General features: G+C 69.4%; 18 protein-coding genes. 17 read left to right on the top strand and 1 reads right to left on the bottom strand.

Features of this window, described 5'->3' with window-relative positions; all coding sequences use genetic code 11:
• Window positions 1-167 precede the first annotated feature (167 nt).
• The 11 genes from ACSDR0_RS26720 (at window position 168) to ACSDR0_RS26670 (ending at window position 11248) form a co-directional block, all read left to right on the top strand.
• A complete protein-coding gene (locus ACSDR0_RS26720) occupies window positions 168-1400 on the top strand; it encodes a multidrug effflux MFS transporter (protein WP_435291628.1) in 1233 nt (410 codons plus the stop codon).
• A 105-nt stretch (window positions 1401-1505) separates the two neighbouring features.
• Window positions 1506-2297, top strand: coding sequence for a helix-turn-helix transcriptional regulator (locus ACSDR0_RS26715; RefSeq protein WP_435291698.1), 792 nt, complete (start codon window positions 1506-1508; stop codon window positions 2295-2297).
• Window positions 2294-3706 (top strand): Fe-S cluster assembly protein SufB, encoded by a 1413-nt coding sequence (gene sufB / locus ACSDR0_RS26710; protein WP_435291627.1) that lies wholly within the window; start codon window positions 2294-2296, stop codon window positions 3704-3706. The genes ACSDR0_RS26715 and sufB overlap by 4 nt, the downstream gene beginning before the upstream one ends.
• Window positions 3706-4827 carry a Fe-S cluster assembly protein SufD gene (sufD, locus tag ACSDR0_RS26705; RefSeq protein ID WP_435291626.1) on the top strand — a complete coding sequence of 374 codons (1122 nt, stop codon included), beginning with the start codon at window positions 3706-3708 and terminating at the stop codon, window positions 4825-4827. The genes sufB and sufD overlap by 1 nt, the downstream gene beginning before the upstream one ends.
• Entirely contained in the window at window positions 4824-5141 is a 318-nt protein-coding gene (locus ACSDR0_RS26700; protein ID WP_435291625.1) for a Rieske (2Fe-2S) protein, read from the top strand. The genes sufD and ACSDR0_RS26700 overlap by 4 nt, the downstream gene beginning before the upstream one ends.
• A 1-nt stretch (window position 5142) precedes the next feature.
• Complete coding sequence (gene sufC, locus ACSDR0_RS26695) at window positions 5143-5913, top strand: Fe-S cluster assembly ATPase SufC (protein ID WP_435291624.1); 771 nt, start codon at window positions 5143-5145, stop codon at window positions 5911-5913.
• On the top strand, window positions 5913-7172 hold the full coding sequence (locus ACSDR0_RS26690) for a cysteine desulfurase (protein ID WP_435291623.1): 1260 nt from the start codon (window positions 5913-5915) through the stop codon (window positions 7170-7172). Before sufC ends, ACSDR0_RS26690 begins: the two co-directional genes overlap by 1 nt.
• 118 nt (window positions 7173-7290) lie before the next feature.
• Window positions 7291-7728 (top strand): Fe-S cluster assembly sulfur transfer protein SufU, encoded by a 438-nt coding sequence (sufU, locus tag ACSDR0_RS26685; RefSeq protein ID WP_435291622.1) that lies wholly within the window; start codon window positions 7291-7293, stop codon window positions 7726-7728.
• Complete coding sequence (locus ACSDR0_RS26680) at window positions 7725-8117, top strand: metal-sulfur cluster assembly factor (RefSeq protein WP_435291621.1); 393 nt, start codon at window positions 7725-7727, stop codon at window positions 8115-8117. Before sufU ends, ACSDR0_RS26680 begins: the two co-directional genes overlap by 4 nt.
• Before the next feature lie 366 nt (window positions 8118-8483).
• Window positions 8484-10208 carry a DEAD/DEAH box helicase gene (locus ACSDR0_RS26675; RefSeq protein WP_435291620.1) on the top strand — a complete coding sequence of 575 codons (1725 nt, stop codon included), beginning with the start codon at window positions 8484-8486 and terminating at the stop codon, window positions 10206-10208.
• A gap of 260 nt (window positions 10209-10468) precedes the next feature.
• Complete coding sequence (locus ACSDR0_RS26670) at window positions 10469-11248, top strand: endonuclease/exonuclease/phosphatase family protein (RefSeq protein ID WP_435291619.1); 780 nt, start codon at window positions 10469-10471, stop codon at window positions 11246-11248.
• 43 nt (window positions 11249-11291) lie between these two features.
• Here ACSDR0_RS26670 and ACSDR0_RS26665 read toward each other — a convergent pair whose 3' ends face one another.
• Entirely contained in the window at window positions 11292-12302 is a 1011-nt protein-coding gene (locus tag ACSDR0_RS26665) for a LacI family DNA-binding transcriptional regulator (RefSeq protein ID WP_435291618.1), read from the bottom strand.
• Between the two features lie 167 nt (window positions 12303-12469).
• Here ACSDR0_RS26665 and ACSDR0_RS26660 point away from each other — a divergent pair, with 167 nt between their 5' ends.
• From ACSDR0_RS26660 to ACSDR0_RS26635, 6 genes are all read left to right on the top strand, one after another.
• Window positions 12470-14251, top strand: coding sequence for an ABC transporter substrate-binding protein (locus ACSDR0_RS26660; protein WP_435291617.1), 1782 nt, complete (start codon window positions 12470-12472; stop codon window positions 14249-14251).
• Window positions 14252-14341: 90 nt separating this feature from the next.
• Complete coding sequence (locus ACSDR0_RS26655) at window positions 14342-15337, top strand: ABC transporter permease (protein WP_435291616.1); 996 nt, start codon at window positions 14342-14344, stop codon at window positions 15335-15337.
• Window positions 15334-16239 carry an ABC transporter permease gene (locus ACSDR0_RS26650; RefSeq protein WP_435291615.1) on the top strand — a complete coding sequence of 302 codons (906 nt, stop codon included), beginning with the start codon at window positions 15334-15336 and terminating at the stop codon, window positions 16237-16239. The genes ACSDR0_RS26655 and ACSDR0_RS26650 overlap by 4 nt, the downstream gene beginning before the upstream one ends.
• Window positions 16240-16255: 16 nt before the next feature.
• The gene (locus tag ACSDR0_RS26645) at window positions 16256-17197 is read left to right on the top strand and encodes an ABC transporter ATP-binding protein (protein ID WP_435291614.1); all 942 of its coding nucleotides are present in this window, start codon (window positions 16256-16258) and stop codon (window positions 17195-17197) included.
• 18 nt (window positions 17198-17215) lie between these two features.
• Window positions 17216-18103: an ATP-binding cassette domain-containing protein gene (locus ACSDR0_RS26640; protein WP_435291613.1), complete on the top strand. Its 888-nt coding sequence runs from the start codon at window positions 17216-17218 to the stop codon at window positions 18101-18103.
• A partial coding sequence (locus tag ACSDR0_RS26635; protein ID WP_435291697.1) for a glycosyl hydrolase 2 galactose-binding domain-containing protein occupies window positions 18100-18254 on the top strand: 155 nt, incomplete at its 3' end. The genes ACSDR0_RS26640 and ACSDR0_RS26635, both read left to right, overlap by 4 nt.

Below are 18254 nucleotides of genomic sequence, written 5' to 3'. Positions count from 1 at the left end.
GGCCCATCCGGCTCCTCGGCCGGTCAGCGCTTGAAGGTTTTTCCGAGGAAATTTCCGAAATATAGGAATTCGGATGACCGGCTATTGGTTGGGACGCTTCGGCCCCTGTGGGCCCGTCGTCGCCCGTGACCAGAGGGCGTGGCCTGCAATCAAAAGGGGACAAGGGTATGACCACGGCCGTCATCGAGCCGGAGGTGGCGCCGATCGCACGGCGCAGGACACTGCTACTGCTCATCCTGGGCGCGCTGTCGGCGGTCGGTCCCCTGTCGATCGACATGTACCTGCCCGCCTTCCCCTCCATCGCCGCCGACCTGGGCAGCGGGCAGGCCGAGGTGCAGCTCACCCTCACCGCCTGCCTCGTCGGGTTCTCCGTCGGGCAGGTCGTCGCGGGCCCGATCAGCGACACGCGCGGCCGGCGGGGCCCGCTGCTGATCGGCATCGCCGCCTACGCCGTGGCCTCCCTGCTGTGCGCCTTCTCGCCCTCGGTGTACGGGCTGGTCGGATTCCGCCTGCTCCAGGGCATCGCGGGCGGCGCCGCGCTGGTGATCGTCCGCGCGGTCGTCCGCGACCTGTACGAGGGGGCGGCCATCGCCCGCATCTTCGCCACCCTCATGCTCGTCACCGGCCTCGCGCCGATCCTGGCCCCGATCGCGGGCGCGCAACTGCTCGACCACACCTCCTGGCGAGGCGTGTTCGTCGCGCTGAGCGTCGCGGGGCTCCTGCTGCTGGTCTCCGCGCTGTCCGGGGTACGTGAGACGCTGCCCGCCGGCCGGCGCGAGAGCGGCGGGCTCCGGCACACCCTCGTCACCTTCTGGCACCTGCTCCGCGACCGCTCCTTCATGGCCGCCACCCTGGCCGGGGGACTGGGCTTCGCGGCCATGTTCGCCTACATCTCCGGGTCGCCCTTCGTGCTCCAGGACGTCTACGACACCTCGGCGCAGACCTTCTCCCTGGTGTTCGGGCTGAACGCGCTGGGCCTGACCGTCACCGCGCAGATCGGCGGGCGTCTCGCCGGGCGCCTGGACCCGGCCAGGCTGATCCTCGCCGGGCTGTTCCTGAGCGTGGCCGGGGCGGCCGGGGTGCTCGTCACGGCCCTGCTGCACCTGCCCCTGCCGGTGCTGGTCGCCGCGCTGTTCGTGATGATGTGCGGGGCGGGCTTCGTCCTGCCGGGCAGCGGCGCGCTCGCCCTGGCCAGCCAGCCCGCGCAGATCGCCGGGAGCGCGGCCGCGCTGACGGGCGTGCTGCAGTTCGCGCTCGGCGCGCTCGCTGCTCCGCTGGTGGGGCTGGGTGGCGAGGGATCGGCCCTGCCGATGGCCGTCGTCCTGGCCGGTTTCACCGTCGCCGCGCTCGCCGCCTTCGTCGGCCTGAGAGGGACCGCGCGGAGCGTTTCCCCAGCTTAGGTAAGGCTTACCTGCGTGACGAACCACATTCCGGACGACTGGACACAGGGTTTGTAACTCGGGAAGCAATTACGGCACACTGATGTTGTGAAATACGTGACCGGGATGCGAGACACCGAGGGAGCCGCCGTCGCGCGGCCCTCCGGCGTGTCCGCCGAGCGCAGCACGCGAGCGCGTGTCGCCCGGCTCATCCTGGAGCACGGCCCCGTCACCGCCGCCGCCCTCGGCGAGCGGCTCGGTCTCACCCCCGCCGCCGTCCGCAGGCATCTCGACGCCCTGCTGGCCGAGGGGATGGCCGAGGCTCGCACCGCCAGGCCGCGAGGCCAGCGCGGGCGCGGGCGACCGGCCAAGCTGTTCGCGATAACCGACGCGGGCCGCAGCGCCTTCGAGCACGCCTACGACGGCCTCGCCGGGAGCGCGCTGCGTTTCCTGGCCGAGCGCGTGGGCGAGGAGGCCGTGGCGGAGTTCGCCCGGTCACAGGTGGCCGGCCTGGTCGACCGCCTGAGGCCGAAGATGAGCGAGGTCCCCGAGGACCAGCGGGTCCGCGTCCTCGCCGAGGCGCTGTCGGCCGACGGCTACGCCGCCTCGGCGAGCAAGGCCAGCCTCGGCGGCGAGCAGCTGTGCCAGCACCACTGCCCGGTGGCGCACGTGGCCGCGGAGTTCCCGCAGCTGTGCGAGGCCGAGACGGAGGCGTTCGCGCGCATCCTCGGCACCCCCGTGCAGCGGCTCGCGACCATCGCCCACGGTGACGGCGTGTGCACCACGCACGTGAGTCCCCACAGGACATCCGGGCCGGGCGCGAGGGAGCGCGCGACGGGCTCCCCGGCACCCGACCCGGCGCAATCGCCGGCAATCCACGAAACGATCGACATATCGAGCAAGGAGACCGGAAGGTGACTGTCACCGACCGCCCGGAGCTGGAAGGCCTCGGGAATTACAAGTTCGGCTGGGCCGACTCGGACGCCGCGGGAGCGACGGCCCGACGTGGCCTGTCCGAAGAGGTCGTCCGCAATATCTCCGCGCTGAAGAGCGAGCCGGAGTGGATGCTGGACCTTCGCCTGAAGGGGCTTCGCCTCTTCGGCAAGAAGCCCATGCCCAACTGGGGCTCAGACCTCAGCGGGATCGACTTCGACAACATCAAGTACTTCGTGCGCTCGACCGAGAAGCAGGCCGCCTCCTGGGAGGACCTGCCGGACGACATCAAGAACACCTACGACAGGCTCGGCATCCCCGAGGCGGAGAAGCAGCGCCTGGTCGCCGGCGTCGCCGCCCAGTACGAGTCCGAGGTGGTCTACCACAAGATCCGTGAGGACCTTGAGGAGAAGGGTGTCATCTTCGTCGACACCGACACCGCCCTCAAGGAGCACGAGGAGATCTTCAAGGAGTACTTCGGGACCGTGATCCCCGTCGGCGACAACAAGTTCGCCGCGCTGAACACGGCCACCTGGAGCGGCGGCAGCTTCATCTACGTGCCGCCGAACGTCAACGTGGAGATCCCGCTCCAGGCCTACTTCCGGATCAACACCGAGAACATGGGCCAGTTCGAGCGGACCCTGATCATCGTGGACGAGAACTCCTACGTCCACTACGTCGAGGGCTGTACCGCGCCGATCTACTCCTCCGACTCGCTGCACAGCGCGGTCGTGGAGATCATCGTGAAGAAGGGCGCGCGCTGCCGTTACACGACCATCCAGAACTGGTCGAACAACGTCTACAACCTGGTCACCAAGCGCGCCGTGGCGTACGAGGGCGCGACCATGGAGTGGGTCGACGGCAACATCGGCTCCAAGGTCACCATGAAGTACCCGGCCGTCTACCTCATGGGTGAGCACGCCAAGGGCGAGACCCTCAGCGTCGCCTTCGCCGGTGAGGGCCAGCACCAGGACGCCGGGGCCAAGATGGTGCACCTCGCGCCGAACACCAGCTCCTCGGTGATCTCCAAGTCCGTCGCCCGTGGCGGCGGCCGCACTTCTTACCGCGGCCTGGTCCAGATCGAGGAGGGCGCTCACGGCAGCGCCAGCACCGTCAAGTGCGACGCGCTCCTCGTCGACCAGATCAGCCGCTCCGACACCTACCCCTACGTGGACGTGCGTGAGGACGACGTCTCCATGGGGCACGAGGCCACCGTCTCCAAGGTCTCCGACGACCAGCTCTTCTACCTGATGAGCCGCGGTATGGGCGAGGACGAGGCGATGGCGATGATCGTCCGGGGCTTCGTCGAGCCGATCGCCCGCGAGCTCCCGATGGAGTACGCCCTGGAGCTGAACCGCCTGATCGAGCTTCAGATGGAAGGAGCCGTCGGCTGATGGGTCTCGACACCGGCAAACCCCTGTCGACCCTCCACGAGAAGGCCTCGTACGACGTGGCCGACTTCGAGGTACCGACCGGCCGGGAGGAGGAGTGGCGCTTCACCCCGCTCTCCCGGCTCAAGGGCCTGCACGAGGGCGTCGCGGCCTCCGCGAACGTGGTCGTGCACGTCGACGCCGCCCCCGAGGTCACCGTGGAGACCGTCGGCCGCGACGACCAGCGGGTCGGCAAGGCCTACGTGCCCGCCGACCGGGTCAGCGCCCAGGCCTACGCCTCCTTCGAGAAGGCCACCGTGATCACGGTGGCGCGCGAGGCCGTCGCCTCCAAGCCGACCGTGATCACCCTCACCGGGTCCGGCCAGGGCGCCGCGTACGGCCACACGGTCGTGAAGCTGGAGCCGATGGCCGAGGCCGTGGTCGTCCTCGACCACCAGGGCAGCGCCGTCTACGCCGACAACGTCGAGTTCGTCGTGGGCGAGGGCGCCACGCTCAAGGTCGTCAGCCTGCAGGACTGGGCCGACGACGCCGTGCACGTCTCCCACCACCACGCCCTGCTGGCCAAGGACGCGACCTTCCGCGGCTTCGTGGTCACCCTCGGCGGCGACCTGGTCAGGCTGTCCCCGTCGGTCTCCTACGAGGGCCCCGGCGGCGACGCCGAGCTGAACGGCCTCTACTTCGTCGACGCCGGCCAGCACCTGGAGCACCGCCTGCTCGTCGACCACTCCCGGCCCGACTGCCGGAGCAACGTCGACTACCGCGGCGCGCTGCAGGGCCAGGACGCCCACGCGGTCTGGATCGGCGACGTCATCATCCGCGTCGAGGCCGAGGGCACCGACACCTACGAGCTCAACCGCAACCTGCTGCTCACCGACGGCGCCCGCGCCGACTCGGTGCCCAACCTGGAGATCCTCACCGGCGAGGTCGCCGGAGCGGGTCACGCCAGCGCCTCGGGCCGTCTCGACGACGAGCACATCTTCTATCTCCAGGCCCGCGGCATCCCCTTCGAGGACGCGCGCCGCCTCGTCATCAGGGGCTTCTTCGCGCAGCTGCTGGAGAAGATCGAGGTTCCCGAGCTTCGCGAGCGGGTGCTCGCCCGGGTTGAGGCGGAGCTTGAGAAGTGACGTTCGAGAAGGTCTGCAAGCTCGCCGACATCCCCGACGAGGGAGTGATCGGCCTTGAGGTCGACGACACCCCCGTCGCCCTGGTCCGCCGGGGCGAGGAGGTCTTCGCGCTGCACGACGTCTGCTCCCACGCCGAGGTGAAACTCAGCGAGGGAGAGGTCTACGACGGCACTCTGGAGTGCTGGCTGCACGGCTCGTGCTTCGACCTGCGTTCGGGCAAGCCCACCGGGCCGCCCGCCAACAAGCCCGTCCCCGTATACCGAGTAAAGATCGATGGCGATGACGTCCTCGTCTCGCTCTCGAAGGAGTCATAAAGTGTCTGACACGAGCCGAGTCCCCTCGGGTTCCACCCTGGAGATCCGCGACCTGCACGTCACCGTCGCCGACAAGGAGATCCTGCGCGGCGTCAATCTGACCGTGCGGGCCGGAGAGACCCACGCCATCATGGGCCCCAACGGCTCCGGCAAGTCCACGCTCGCCTACGCGATCGCGGGCCACCCCAAATACACCATCACCGGTGGCCAGGTCCTGCTCGACGGGGTCGACCTGCTGGAGCTCACGGTCGACGAGCGCGCCCGCGCCGGGCTGTTCCTCGCCATGCAGTACCCGGTCGAGGTCCCCGGCGTCAGCGTCTCCAACTTCCTGCGCACCGCCGTCACCTCCATCCGCGGCGAGGCCCCCAAGCTCCGCGAGTTCGCCAAGGACCTCAAGGCCGGCATGGACGCCCTGTCCATCGACGCGGCCTTCGCCCAGCGCAACGTCAACGAGGGCTTCTCCGGCGGTGAGAAGAAGCGCCACGAGATCCTCCAGCTGGAGCTCCTCAAGCCGAAGATCGCCGTTCTCGACGAGACCGACTCCGGCCTCGACGTCGACGCGCTGCGCGTGGTCTCCGAGGGCATCAACCGCTTCCGCTCCGACGAGACCGGCGTGCTGCTCATCACCCACTACACCCGCATCCTGCGCTACGTGAAGCCGGACTTCGTCCACGTCTTCTCCGCCGGGCGGATCGTGGAGCAGGGCGGCCCCGAGCTCGCCGAGAAGCTCGAGGCCGAGGGCTACGAGGCCTACACGAAGGCGTCGGCCTGATGGAGACCGGCCTTGACGTGGAGAGGATCAGGAAGGACTTCCCGGTCCTCTCCCGCGAGCTTCCCGGCGGAAGGCCGCTGATCTACCTCGACTCGGGCAACTCCGCGCAGAAGCCGACGCAGGTGGTCGAGGTGATGCGCGAGCACATGGCGATGCACTACAGCAACGTCGGCCGCGCCATGCACGTGCTGGGCGCGGAGTCCACCGAGGCGTACGAGAACGCCCGTGACAAGATCGCGGCCTTCATCGGCGCGCCCGACCGTGACGAGGTCGTCTTCACCAAGAACGCCTCCGAGGCGCTCAACCTGGTGGCGTACGCCTTCGGCAACCCCATCGGCACCGACCCCCGCTTCAGGCTCGGCCCGGGCGACGAGATCGTCATCTCCGAGATGGAGCACCACTCCAACATCGTGCCGTGGCAGATGCTCGCGCAGCGCACCGGCGCGACGCTGCGGTGGTTCTCCGTCACCGACGAGGGCCGCCTGGACCTGTCCAACCTCGGCGAGCTCGTCACCGAGCGCACGAAGATCGTCTCGATCGTGCACCAGTCGAACGTGCTGGGCACGGTCAACCCGGTGGCCCCGGTGCTCGCCAGGGTCCGCGAGGTCGGCGCGCTGATGATGCTCGACGCCTCCCAGTCGGTGCCCCACCAGCGGGTGGACGTGGCCGCGCTGGGCGTCGACTTCCTGGCCTTCACCGGCCACAAGGTCGTCGGCCCGTCGGGGGTCGGCGTGCTGTGGGCCCGCGGTGAGCTGCTGGAGGCGATGCCCCCGTTCATGGGCGGCGGCGAGATGATCGAGGCGGTCTGGATGGACCACTCGACCTACGCGCCCGCGCCGCACAAGTTCGAGGCGGGCACCCCGCCGATCGTCGAGGCCATCGGCCTCGGCGCCGCGGTCGACTACCTGTCCGAGATCGGGATGGACGCCGTCGTGCGCCACGAGCGCGAGCTCACCGCGTACGCGCTCGGTGCCCTGGGGGAGATCCCGGGGCTGAGGGTGATCGGCCCGACGGACCTCGCCGACCGGGGTGGCACGGTCTCGTTCACCCTTGAGGGGATTCACCCGCACGACGTCGGGCAGATCCTGGATGACAACTTCGGCGTGGCCGTGCGCGTGGGACACCACTGCGCCCGCCCGCTCCATCTGCGATTCGGGATTCCCGCGACCACGCGGGCGTCCTTCTATCTGTACAACACACCGGCCGAGATCGACGCCCTGGTCCGCGGCCTCCACCACGTGCGGAAGGTGTTCGCCTAGCCATGCCCGAGCAGTCGAGCCGGCGGACGGGCGAACGGCGGGCGAAAGACGCCCGCCGCACGGCGCCCGGCGATGCACGAGCGCACGGCGCAGCGAACGAGAAGGTGAGCACGACCCTATGATCGCCGAGTCCATGTACCAGGAGCTGATCCTGGAGCACTACAAGCACCCGCAGGGGAGGGGGCTCCGCGATCCGTACGACGCCGAGGTCCACCACGTGAACCCGACGTGTGGTGACGAGATCACCATGCGTGTGAAACTGGGCGACGGAGGCAAGGTCGAGGACGTCTCCTACGACGGGCAGGGCTGTTCCATCAGCCAGGCCGCGGCCTCCGTGCTGCACGAGCTGGCCACCGGCTCGACCGTCCACGACAGCCTCGGCGTCGTGGACGAGTTCACCCGGCTCATGCAGGGCAGGGGAAAGGTCGAGGCGGACGAGGACGTACTGGGCGACGCCGTCGCCTTCGCCGGGGTCGCCAAGTTCCCCGCCCGCGTGAAGTGCGCGCTACTGGCTTGGATGGCCTACAAGGACGCGGTCGTGAGGAGCACCAAATGAGCAAGGCTGTAGAGACACCCACCACGGCGTACGACGGGGACACCACCCATGACGAGGTCATGGAGGCCCTCAAGGACGTCGTGGACCCCGAGCTCGGCATCAACGTCGTCGACCTGGGCCTGATCTACGGGCTCCACCTGGACGCCGCCGAGGCCGTCGAGGGTGCCGAAGGCGCCGATGGTGCCACCCTGCCGGTCGCCACCATCGACATGACGCTGACCAGCGCGGCCTGCCCGCTGACCGACGTCATCGAGGACCAGGCGCACTCGGCCCTGGAGGGCATGGTCTCCAACGTGAAGATCAACTGGGTGTGGCTCCCGCCGTGGGGCCCGGACAAGATCACTGACGAGGGACGCGAGCAGCTCCGGATGCTCGGTTTCAACGTCTGAGACGTGGCTCCCGGTACGGCTCGCACCCCCTGGGTTCGGGCCGTGCCCAATTGTGTGAGAGGATTCCCGAGGCCGGGAAGAAAAGCCCGGCCAGGAGTGTTGACTCCATTCGACGGACAAGCGACCGGCTGATGCCGGACGCCCCGACCGAACCCGGCACTGCGAACGCCGGGTATGCTTGATCGTGGTTTGACTGCGTGCGGGTAAGCTAGACCCGCCCCGTGCGGTGCGCCTCGACTTGCACCGCACTACCGCCCCCATGTGGGCGTTGATCCAGCGCGGCCTCAGGCCGTGCGTTCCAGGCTCGTCCTTTCGCAGAAGTGACGTGCCCCGTTCTTCTATCGAAAGGCACGAGTCTTCGTGACCATGCTTGACGCTGTTCTGCCCGAAATCACCGACATCGCTGAGATCTCCCAGGCCCCCGCGGGTCCGTCCGAGTTCACCCTCCTCGGTCTGCCGAAGCCGCTGGTCACCGGTCTCTCCCGTTCGGGCATCGACAGTCCCTTCCCCATCCAGCGGGCCACGATCCCCGACATTCTCGCCGGTCACGACGTTCTCGGCCGCGGACAGACCGGCTCCGGCAAGACGCTGGCCTTCGGTCTGCCCATGATGACCCGCATCGCCGGCGCCAAGGCCCGTCCGGGTCACCCCCTGGCCGTCGTCCTCGTCCCGACCCGCGAGCTCGCCATGCAGGTGACCGACGCGCTCGAGCCGCTCGGCCGTGGCCTGTCGCTGCGGATGAAGACCGTCGTCGGCGGCATGTCCATGGGCCGTCAGATCGAGGCGCTGCGCCGCGGCGTCGAGGTCATCGTGGCCACGCCGGGCCGTCTGACCGACCTCATGCAGCAGGGTGAGTGCATGCTGGACGAGGTCCAGGTGACGATCCTCGACGAGGCCGACCACATGTGCGACCTCGGCTTCTTCCCGGTCGTCAGCGCGATCCTGCAGCAGACGCCGGGCGACAGCCAGCGCCTGCTGTTCTCCGCCACCCTCGACGGCGACGTCGACAAGCTGGTCCGCCGCTTCCTCACCAACCCGGTGACCCACTCCATGTCCCCGGCCGCCTCCTCGGTCGACACCATGGAGCACCACGTGCTGGAGGTGCACCGCGACGACAAGTTCCCGGTGACCGCCGAGATCGCCAACCGCGAGGGCCGGACGATCATCTTCGTCCGCACCCAGCACGGTGTCGACCGGCTGTGCAAGCAGCTCGCCCAGGTCGGCATCCGCGCCGGCGGCCTGCACGGCGGCAAGCGCCAGAACCAGCGCACCCGCATCCTGGCCGAGTTCAAGGAAGGCGCGATCAACGTCCTGGTCTGCACGGACGTCGCGGCCCGCGGCATCCACGTCGACAACATCAGCCTGGTGCTGCACGTCGACCCGCCCCAGGACCACAAGAGCTACCTGCACCGCGGTGGCCGTACCGCTCGCGCCGGGGAGAAGGGCACCGTCATGACGCTGGTGCTCCCCAACGAGCGCCGCTCCACCGACGCGATGACCCGCCGCGCGGGCATCAAGCCGTTCCGCATCAAGGCCACCCCGGGCCACCCGCGCCTGGGAGAGGTCGCCGGTGCGCGCATGCCCAGCGGCGAGCCGATCCCGGTCTGGGAGCCCTCGGCGCCGGCCGCCAAGCAGCGTCAGGGCCGTGGCGGCTTCGGCGGCAACGGCAACGGTGGCGGCGGGCGTGGCCCGCGCCGCTTCCGCTCCGACCGTCCCGCCCACGGCGCCGGTGAGGGCCAGCCGCCCCGCGAGCGTTCCTTCGGTGACGACAACCGTGGCACCGGTGCCGCCGGTGGCGGCCAGTACCGCTCCGAGCGCCCGGCCGGCGGTGGCTTCCGCTCCGAGCGTCCCGCGGGCGGTGGCTTCCGCGCCGACCGTCCGGCCGGCGGCTACCGCGGTGGCGAGCGGCGTGAGCCGTTCCGCGCCGACCGTCCGGCCCCGGCCGGTGGCGGCTTCCGCTCCGAGCGTCCGGCGGGCGAGCGCGAGCCGTTCCGTGGCGAGCGCCAGGGTGGCGGCTTCCGCGGCGGGGAGTTCCGCGCCGACGGCCGTGGCTCCGCCCCGCGCAGCGGTGGCAGCCGTTACGGCCGCTGATTCACCTCGTAGGACCTGAGGGTCCTGCGGCAAGACCCTGAAGGGCCGGTACGGCGTTCCGCCGTACCGGCCCTTCGGCGTTCACCGGCCGAGGGGCCGTGTCGGCGGCCGCCGGTTCCCGCGGTTGACGATCTAGATCCAGTCGTCATGATGGCCTTATATGCCACTGTTGCCGTTCGGCGGTGAATGCCCCGGATGCCTTCTGTGGGGCCGCTTCGTGTTCGACTGATGCGTTCGGCATGTCCGAGATAAGAGGATAAATGCGCCTTTCGTGGTTCAGCCTCCATGCTCTCGCCCGCCTTCCTCTCGTCGTCCTGCTGGCCGTGGCCGGGACCGTCACCGCCGTTCCCTCCGCGGCCGCCGCGCAGAGTTACCGTGTCCTGCAGCTCAACCTCTGCCACAGCGGCGTCAACACCTCCTGCTTCAACGGGGCCAGTGTCATCCAGGAGGCGCGCGACATCATCGGCGCCAGGCAGCCGCAGGTCGTCACGCTCAACGAGATCTGCCGTGACGACCTGGCCCAGCTGGCTCCCTCGATGGGGGACGGCTACCGGGTGTTCGCCCCGGCGCTGCGGCCCGACGGCACGCCGGTGCGCTGCGTCAACGGGGACGAGTACGGCAACGGGCTGATCTTCCGCGCCACGGGGGCGACGAGCTTCTCGGGCGTCTACGCCACCCAGGACGGCGGGAGCGAGAGGCGCGTCTACGTGTGCGCCGAGTTCTCCGACCTGACCGGCTGCACCACCCACCTGTCGACCACGGGGAACGTCGCCATGGCGCAGTGCAAGGCCGCCATCGCCATGCTGCGCGACCGGGGCGCCGCCACCAGGCCGACCTTCCTGGCGGGCGACTTCAACATGAGGTACGCGCCGCTGTTCGGGCAGAACGTCCAGAACTGCAACTCCGCCCCCTTCTTCAGGAAGGGGGACGGGGCCGTGCAGCACGTCTTCGCGGCGAGCATGGGCTTCGAACGCACCGATGTCATCTCCATGCGGTACACCGACCACCCCGCGCTGCTCGTCACCCTGACGAAGCCCTGAGGTGGCCCTGACGCGGCTCCCGCGAGGCGTCCTGGGGGCCGCCTCACCGGGGCGGGGGAGCGGTGCTGGCCCTGGGGGTGAGGCGGGCGACCTCGTCCTCGTACGGGCCCGCCTCCTCTCCGGCGACGAGGGCCAGGAGCCTGCGGGCGGCGTGGGCGCCGTAGGCGGAGATGTCGCGGCTCAGGGCGGTCAGCGGGGGGCGGACGACCCGGGAGAGGGGGGAGTCGTCCCAGGCGACGACGGACAGGTCGCGCGGGACGTCCAGGCGCAGCTCCTGGGCGGCCGACAGCCCGGCGACGGCCATGATGTCGTTGTCGTAGACGATCGCGGTGGGCCGGCCGGGGGCGCTGAGCAGGCGCCGGGTGGCACGGGCGCCCTCCTCGCCGGTGTAGTCGGTGTGCACGGTCACGTGCTCGGCGACGCCGTCGCAGGCCTCGGCGAAGGCGCGGTCGCGCAGCACGGTGTGGACCAGGCGCGGCAGCCCGGCGATCCTGGCGATCCTGCGGTGGCCGAGCGCGGCGAGATACTCCACCGTCTCGCGGACGGCGCCGCCGTCGTCGGACCAGACGGGGACCAGCGACCCCGCGCCCGACGGATGGCCGATCACCACGGTGGGCAGGCCCAGCGCCTCGAACTCGGGGACCCGGGGATCGTCCACGTGCAGGTCGACCAGGATGGCGCCGTCGACGCGGCCCTCCCCCCACCACCGGCGGTAGACCGCGACCTCCTGCTCGTGGTCGGCGACCACCTGCAGCATGAGCGCGTACGAGCGGGCCGACAGCTCGCCCTCGATGCCGCTGATGAGCTCCATGAAGAAGGGCTCCATGCCGAGGGTGCGGGCCGGGCGGCACAGCGCCAGGCCGACGGTGTGGGCCCGCGCGCCGTTCAGGGCGCGGGCCGCGCTGTTGGGGCGCCAGCCGATCTCCTCGGCGATCGCCAGGATCCTGGCGCGGGTGCTCTCCGACACGCCGGGCTGCCCGTTGAGGGCGTACGAGACGGCGCCCTTCGAGACCCCGGCCTGCTTGGCGACGTCCGTGATCGTCGGTCTTCTCATGATCCCCTCTCCTCGATTGTGGCGATTGTAACTGAACCGGTCCAGCGACCTATTGACAGTACCGACACATTGACTTTACGGTCACGATACTTATCCGGTTCAGCAAGCGCATGCGGTCGCGTCTTAGGTCGGTTGGGAGCGCTCCCATGCTGGAGAGGAGACTGTCGATGCGGATTCGACGAAGGTTCGCGATCCTCGGGGCGGCGGCCTGCATGGTCGTGGCCGGGTGCACCGGAGGGTCCACGACGCCGTCCGCTCCGAGCGGGGCGCCGCAGGGCTCCGGCGGCGCGGCCCCGTCGGCCGGGGCGGGCGGGGCGAGCGGCGCGAACGCCGCGTTCCCCCGCAACGAGACCCTGTACACCAGCGGCACCCAGTGGGGCCCTCCGGCCAACTGGAACCCGCTGCGGACCTGGGACTCGGCCACCGGCACCAAGGGACTCGTCTACGAGACCCTGTTCCTGTACGACCCCCAGACGGACAAGTTCCCCCCCTGGCTGGCCGAGAGCGGCACCTGGACGGACGACAAGACCTACGACCTCAAGCTCAGGCAGGGCGTCACCTGGGCCGACGGCAAGCCCTTCACCGCCGACGACGTGGTCTTCACGGTCGAACTCGGCAAGATGAAGACCGTCCCCTACGCCAACCTGTGGGACTGGCTTGAGAAGGTCGAGGCGGTCGACCCGAACACGGTCAGATTCACCTTCTCCACGGCCAACTACCAGCAGTGGGCCAACTGGGTCTACAGCAACGCGATCGTCCCCAAGCACATCTGGGAAGGTCTCTCCGAGGAGGAGGTGCTGAACGGCGTCAACGAGAAGCCGGTCGGCACCGGGCCGTACGCCTACCACAGCCACGACCAGGACCGGATGGCCTGGGTCAAGCGCGACGGCTGGTGGGCCACGGCGGCGCTGGGCAAGGACGTCAAGCCCAAGTACGTCGTCGACGTCGTCAACTCCAGCAACGAGGTCGCGATGGGCCTGCTGCTGCAGAAGGGCCTGGACCTCAGCAACAACTTCCTGCCCGGGGTGGCCAACCTCGTCAAGGGCAACTTCGGCGTCCAGACCTACTACCCCGAACCGCCCTACATGCTCTCGGCCAACACCGCCTTCCTGGTGCCCAACACCACGAAGAAGCCGATGAACGACCCCGCCTTCCGCAAGGCGATCGCCAACTCCATCGACACCAAGAAGATCGTCGAGGGTGTCTACGGCAACCTGGTCAAGGCGGCCAGTCCCACCGGGCTGCTGCCCCAGTGGGACAAGTACGTCGACCAGGCCGTGGTGGGCGAGAAGGGCTTCGCGTTCGACACCGCGAAGGCGAAGAAGCTGCTGGCCGACGCCGGATACAAGGACGGCGACGGCGACGGGTTCGTGGAGAACAAGGACGGCTCCAAGGCCTCGCTGAAGATCATCGTTCCGGCCGGGTGGACCGACTGGATGGAGGCGAGCCGGGTCATCGCCGAGGGCGCCAAAGCGGCCGGGATCGACCTCACCCCCGAGTTCCCCGACTACAACGCGCTGGTCGACCAGCGCGGGTCCGGCAAGTTCGACCTGCTGCTCAACAACGAGCGGCAGCTGTCCAACACCCCCTGGATGTACTACGACTACATGTTCCGGCTGCCGATCAACAAGCAGCAGAACACCGTCAACTTCGGCCGCTACGAGAACAAGAAGGTCTGGGACCTCGTCCAGGAACTCGACGGCCAGAAGGTCGACGACGCCGAGGGCATGAAGAAGGTCGCCTCGGAGATTCAGAAGGTCCAGCTGGACGATCTGCCGGTGATCCCCCTCTGGTACAACGGCCTGTGGGCGCAGACCAGCAACGCGGTCTGGACCAACTGGCCGTCCTCGGCCGCGAGCACCCCCAAGACGCCGCCGACCATGTGGCGCAACTGGCTGGAGCTGGGCGGGGTGCTGACCCTGACCGAGCTGAAGCCCGCCGGAGGCTGACCCCGCGATCCTCACCTCCTCCCCGCGCGCCTGGATCCGTTCGGGGGCCGCGCGGGGAGGGGGTCCATCTCGCCGATTCTGGAGGATCGCGTGCGACGCTATTTCGGCCGGAAGCTGCTCGTGTACGGGCTCACCTTCCTCGTGGCCGTCACGATCAACTGGATGATCCCGCGCTTCATGCCGGGCGACCCGGTCCAGAGCATGCTGGCCAGGGCCAACGTGTCACAGCCCGCCGCCGTGGAGGCGATGCGCGCCCACTACACGAGCCTGTTCGGGCTCGACCTGCCGCTCTGGGAGCAGTACGCCAACTTCTGGGCCGCGCTCTTCCGGGGCGACCTGGGGACCAGCATCTGGCTGTTCCCCACTCCGGTGACCGACGTCATCGTGCGGGCGGTGCCCTACACGCTGGCGCTGCTCATCCCGTCCATCCTGCTCAGCTGGTGGGCGGGCAACAGGTTCGGAGCCTTCGCGGCCAGGCGGAAGTGGCTGGACAACACGGCACTGCCGATCGGGTACGTGCTCACCGCCACGCCCTACATGTGGCTGGCCATCCTGATGGCCTGGGGGCTGGGCGTCGTGGCGGGGATCTTCCCCGTCTCCGGCGGCTACAGCTTCTCCATGCGGCCCAACTGGTCGTGGGAGTTCGTCGGGGACCTGGCGCTGCACTGGTTCCTGCCGTTCGCCTCGCTCTTCCTCGTCGCGTTCGGCGGCTGGGCGATCGGTATGCGCAACATGATCATCTATGAGCTGGAGGCCGACTACTCCACCTACCTGTCCTCGCTCGGGGCGTCGCGAAGGCTCATCCGGCGCTACGCGTTCAGGAACGCGGTCCTTCCGCAGATCACCGGCCTGGCCCTGCAGCTCGGCGTGCTCGTGGCCGGAGCCCTGGTCACCGAGATCGTCTTCTCCTATCCGGGGCTGGGCCACCTGATCCTCATGGCGATCCAGAACCAGGACTTCTTCCTGCTGCAGGGGGCCTTCCTGTTCATCGTCGTGGGCGTGCTGGTCGCCAACTTCATCATCGACATCGTCTACGTCCTGGTCGACCCGCGCACCAGGATCGGGATGGGAGGGGAGGCCGCGTGACCGCCGTGCCCGCGGACCCGCGCCCGGAGGGGAAGGCCGCCGTGACGGCCGTGCCCGCGAGGCGCCGCGAGGGCCTGTACTTCGCGATGCGCAACGGAAAGCTCCTGGCGGGGCTGGCCGTGCTGGTCCCGCTGCTCGTCCTGGCCGTCGCCGCCCCGGTGATCGTCGGGGGCGACCCGAACGCCTACGTCGCCACCCCCGCCTCGCCGCCCTCGGCCGAGCGCTGGTTCGGCACCACCATGTTCGGCCAGGACATCTTCGCCCAGTTCGTCTACGGCCTGGGCGTCACCTTCCAGGTGGGGGTGCTCGGCGGCGGGCTGGCCGCGATCATCGGCATGGTGGTCGGCTTCACCGCCGGATACCGGGGCGGGCTGGTCGACGAGGTGCTGAACATGCTCACCAACATCGTCCTGGTCCTGCCCGCGCTGGCGGTGCTGCTGATCGTCAACGCCTACCTCGGCGTCCGCAGCGTCGGCGTGCAGGCGCTCTTCATCGGGCTCACCTCCTGGCCCTGGGCGGCCAGGGCCATCAGAGCCCAGACGTTCTCGCTGCGCTCGCGCGACTTCGTGGACCTGGCCAGGCTCAGCGGCGTGCGCACCTGGAAGATCATCGCCAGGGAGATCGCGCCCAACATGAGCTCGTACCTCTTCATGACCTTCATCCTGCTGTTCGGCGGGTCGATCCTGATCGCGGCCTCGCTCGACTTCATCGGGCTCGGCCCCAGCGAGGGCGTCTCGCTCGGTCTGATGCTCAACAACGCCGCCCGCTGGAGCGCCCTGCACCTGGGCATGTGGTGGTGGTTCGTCCCCCCGGGGGCCGGGATCACCGCCATCGTCGGCGCCCTCTACGTGATGAACGTCGGCCTGGACGAGGTGTTCAACCCGAAACTGCGGGAGCTGTAGTGAAGGAGACGGTCCGATGACCCTGCGCGTGGACGACCTGCGGGTCCACTACAGGACCCTGCGCGGCGAGGTCAGGGCGCTCGACGGCGTCAGCTTCGACGTGGGCGACGGCGAGATCCTCGGCCTGGCGGGCGAGTCCGGCTGCGGCAAGACGACCCTCGGCAAGAGCCTCATCAGGATGGACGGCCGGATGCGGCTGGCCGGGGGCGGCGCCGAGCTGGACGGTGAGGAACTGCCGATCGGCGACGACCGCCGGATGAACGCCTTCCGCTTCAGCCGCGTCTCCCTCATCCCGCAGTACTCCATGAGCGCGCTGAACCCCACCCGCAAGATAGGCCGGATGGTCGCCGAGCTGCTCGCCTCCCGGGGCGAGCGCCTCGACGTCACCGAGCTGGAACGCCGCCTCGACCTGGTCGAGCTGCCCCGCGAGGTGCTGGAGCGCTACCCGATCGAGCTGTCGGGCGGGATGAAGCAGCGGATGGTGATGGTCGTCTCCACCCTGCTCGACCCGTCCCTGCTCATCGCCGACGAGATCACCTCCGCGCTCGACGTGTCGACCCAGAAGGCCGTGGCCAGGACCCTGATGGAGTTCAGGGACCGGGGGTTCGTGCGCAGCATGATCTTCATCACCCACGACATCTCGCTGACATACCAGATCGCCGACACGATCATGGTCATGTACGCGGGAAGGCTGGCCGAGAAGGCCCCGGCGGGCGTGATCGTCAGCGAGCCGCGCCACCCGTACACGCGGATGCTGATCTCCTCACTGCCCGAGGTCGGCGTCCGCCACACCGAACGCAGGCTCTCCGGCATCCCCGGCAGGCCGCCCTCGCTGCTCGACCCGCCCTCCGGCTGCCGGTTCAGGGACCGCTGCCCGCTGGCCTTCGACAGGTGCGCGGAGGACCCGCCGCCGGTCGAGGTCGCCCCCGGCCATCACGTCGCCTGCTGGAAGGCCTGACCCGAAGGATTTCGGACGATGCTGAGACTCGAAGGGGTCACCAAGACCTACAGGGTGGGTGCCTTCGGCACCGCGACCCTGACCGCCGTGGACGACGTGAGCCTCGACCTGGCGCCGGGGGAGGTGGTCTCCCTCATCGGTGAGAGCGGCAGCGGCAAGACGACCCTCGGCAAGACCGTCCTGGGATTGCTGCGCCCGACGAAAGGCACGATCACCCTCGACGGCGCCCCCGCCAGGCCGGGCAAGGCGTACTACCGGCACGTGCAGGGCGTGTTCCAAGATCCGTTCAGCTGCTACAACCCGGTCTTCACCGCCGACCGGGTGCTTCGGATGATCAAGGACGAGTACTTCCCCGGCGTCGCCGCCTCCGAGTGGGCGGGCAGGATCGACACCTCGCTCAAGGACGTCGGCCTCGACCCCGGGCAGATCCTGGGCCGATATCCGCACCAGCTCAGCGGCGGCCAGCTGCAGCGCCTGCTGATCGCCAGGGCGCTCCTGCTCGACCTCAGGTACCTCGTCGCCGACGAGATCACCAGCATGCTCGACGCGTCCACCAGGATCGACGTCCTCAACCTGCTCGCCGACCTGAAGTCGCGCGGCCTCGGGGTGCTGTTCGTCACCCACGACCTGTCGCTGGGCAACTACATCAGCGAGCGGGCCGTGGTCCTGTACCGGGGGCAGGTGGTCGAGTCCGGTCCCACCGACATGGTGTTCGGCGACCCCCTCCACCCGTACACGATCAGGCTGCTGTCGTCGGTGCCGAGGCTCACCGCCCGGTGGGACGGCGAACCCGCCGCCCCCGCCGGGGACGTGCCAGAAGGACCCTCCACACTGGTGGAGGTCAAACCGGGTCACCTCGTCCGGCGGGGCGGCACCACATCCACATCCACGGGGAGCGTTAGTTGAGGGCACTACACGACGGCTGGACCCTTCACCAGGTGGACGGGGGCGTCTCCCACGTCCCGGCCACGGTGCCGGGGTGCGTGCACACCGATCTGCTGGCCGCCGGGCTCATCGAGGACCCGTTCCTGGACGACAACGAGAACCGGCTGACCTG

It is taken from the genome of Streptosporangium sp. G11 (genome assembly GCF_051192615.1).
GTDB lineage: Bacteria > Actinomycetota > Actinomycetes > Streptosporangiales > Streptosporangiaceae > Streptosporangium.
The sequence above is the reverse complement of the archived record's forward strand: the minus strand, read 5'-3'. Positions and strand labels throughout refer to the sequence as shown.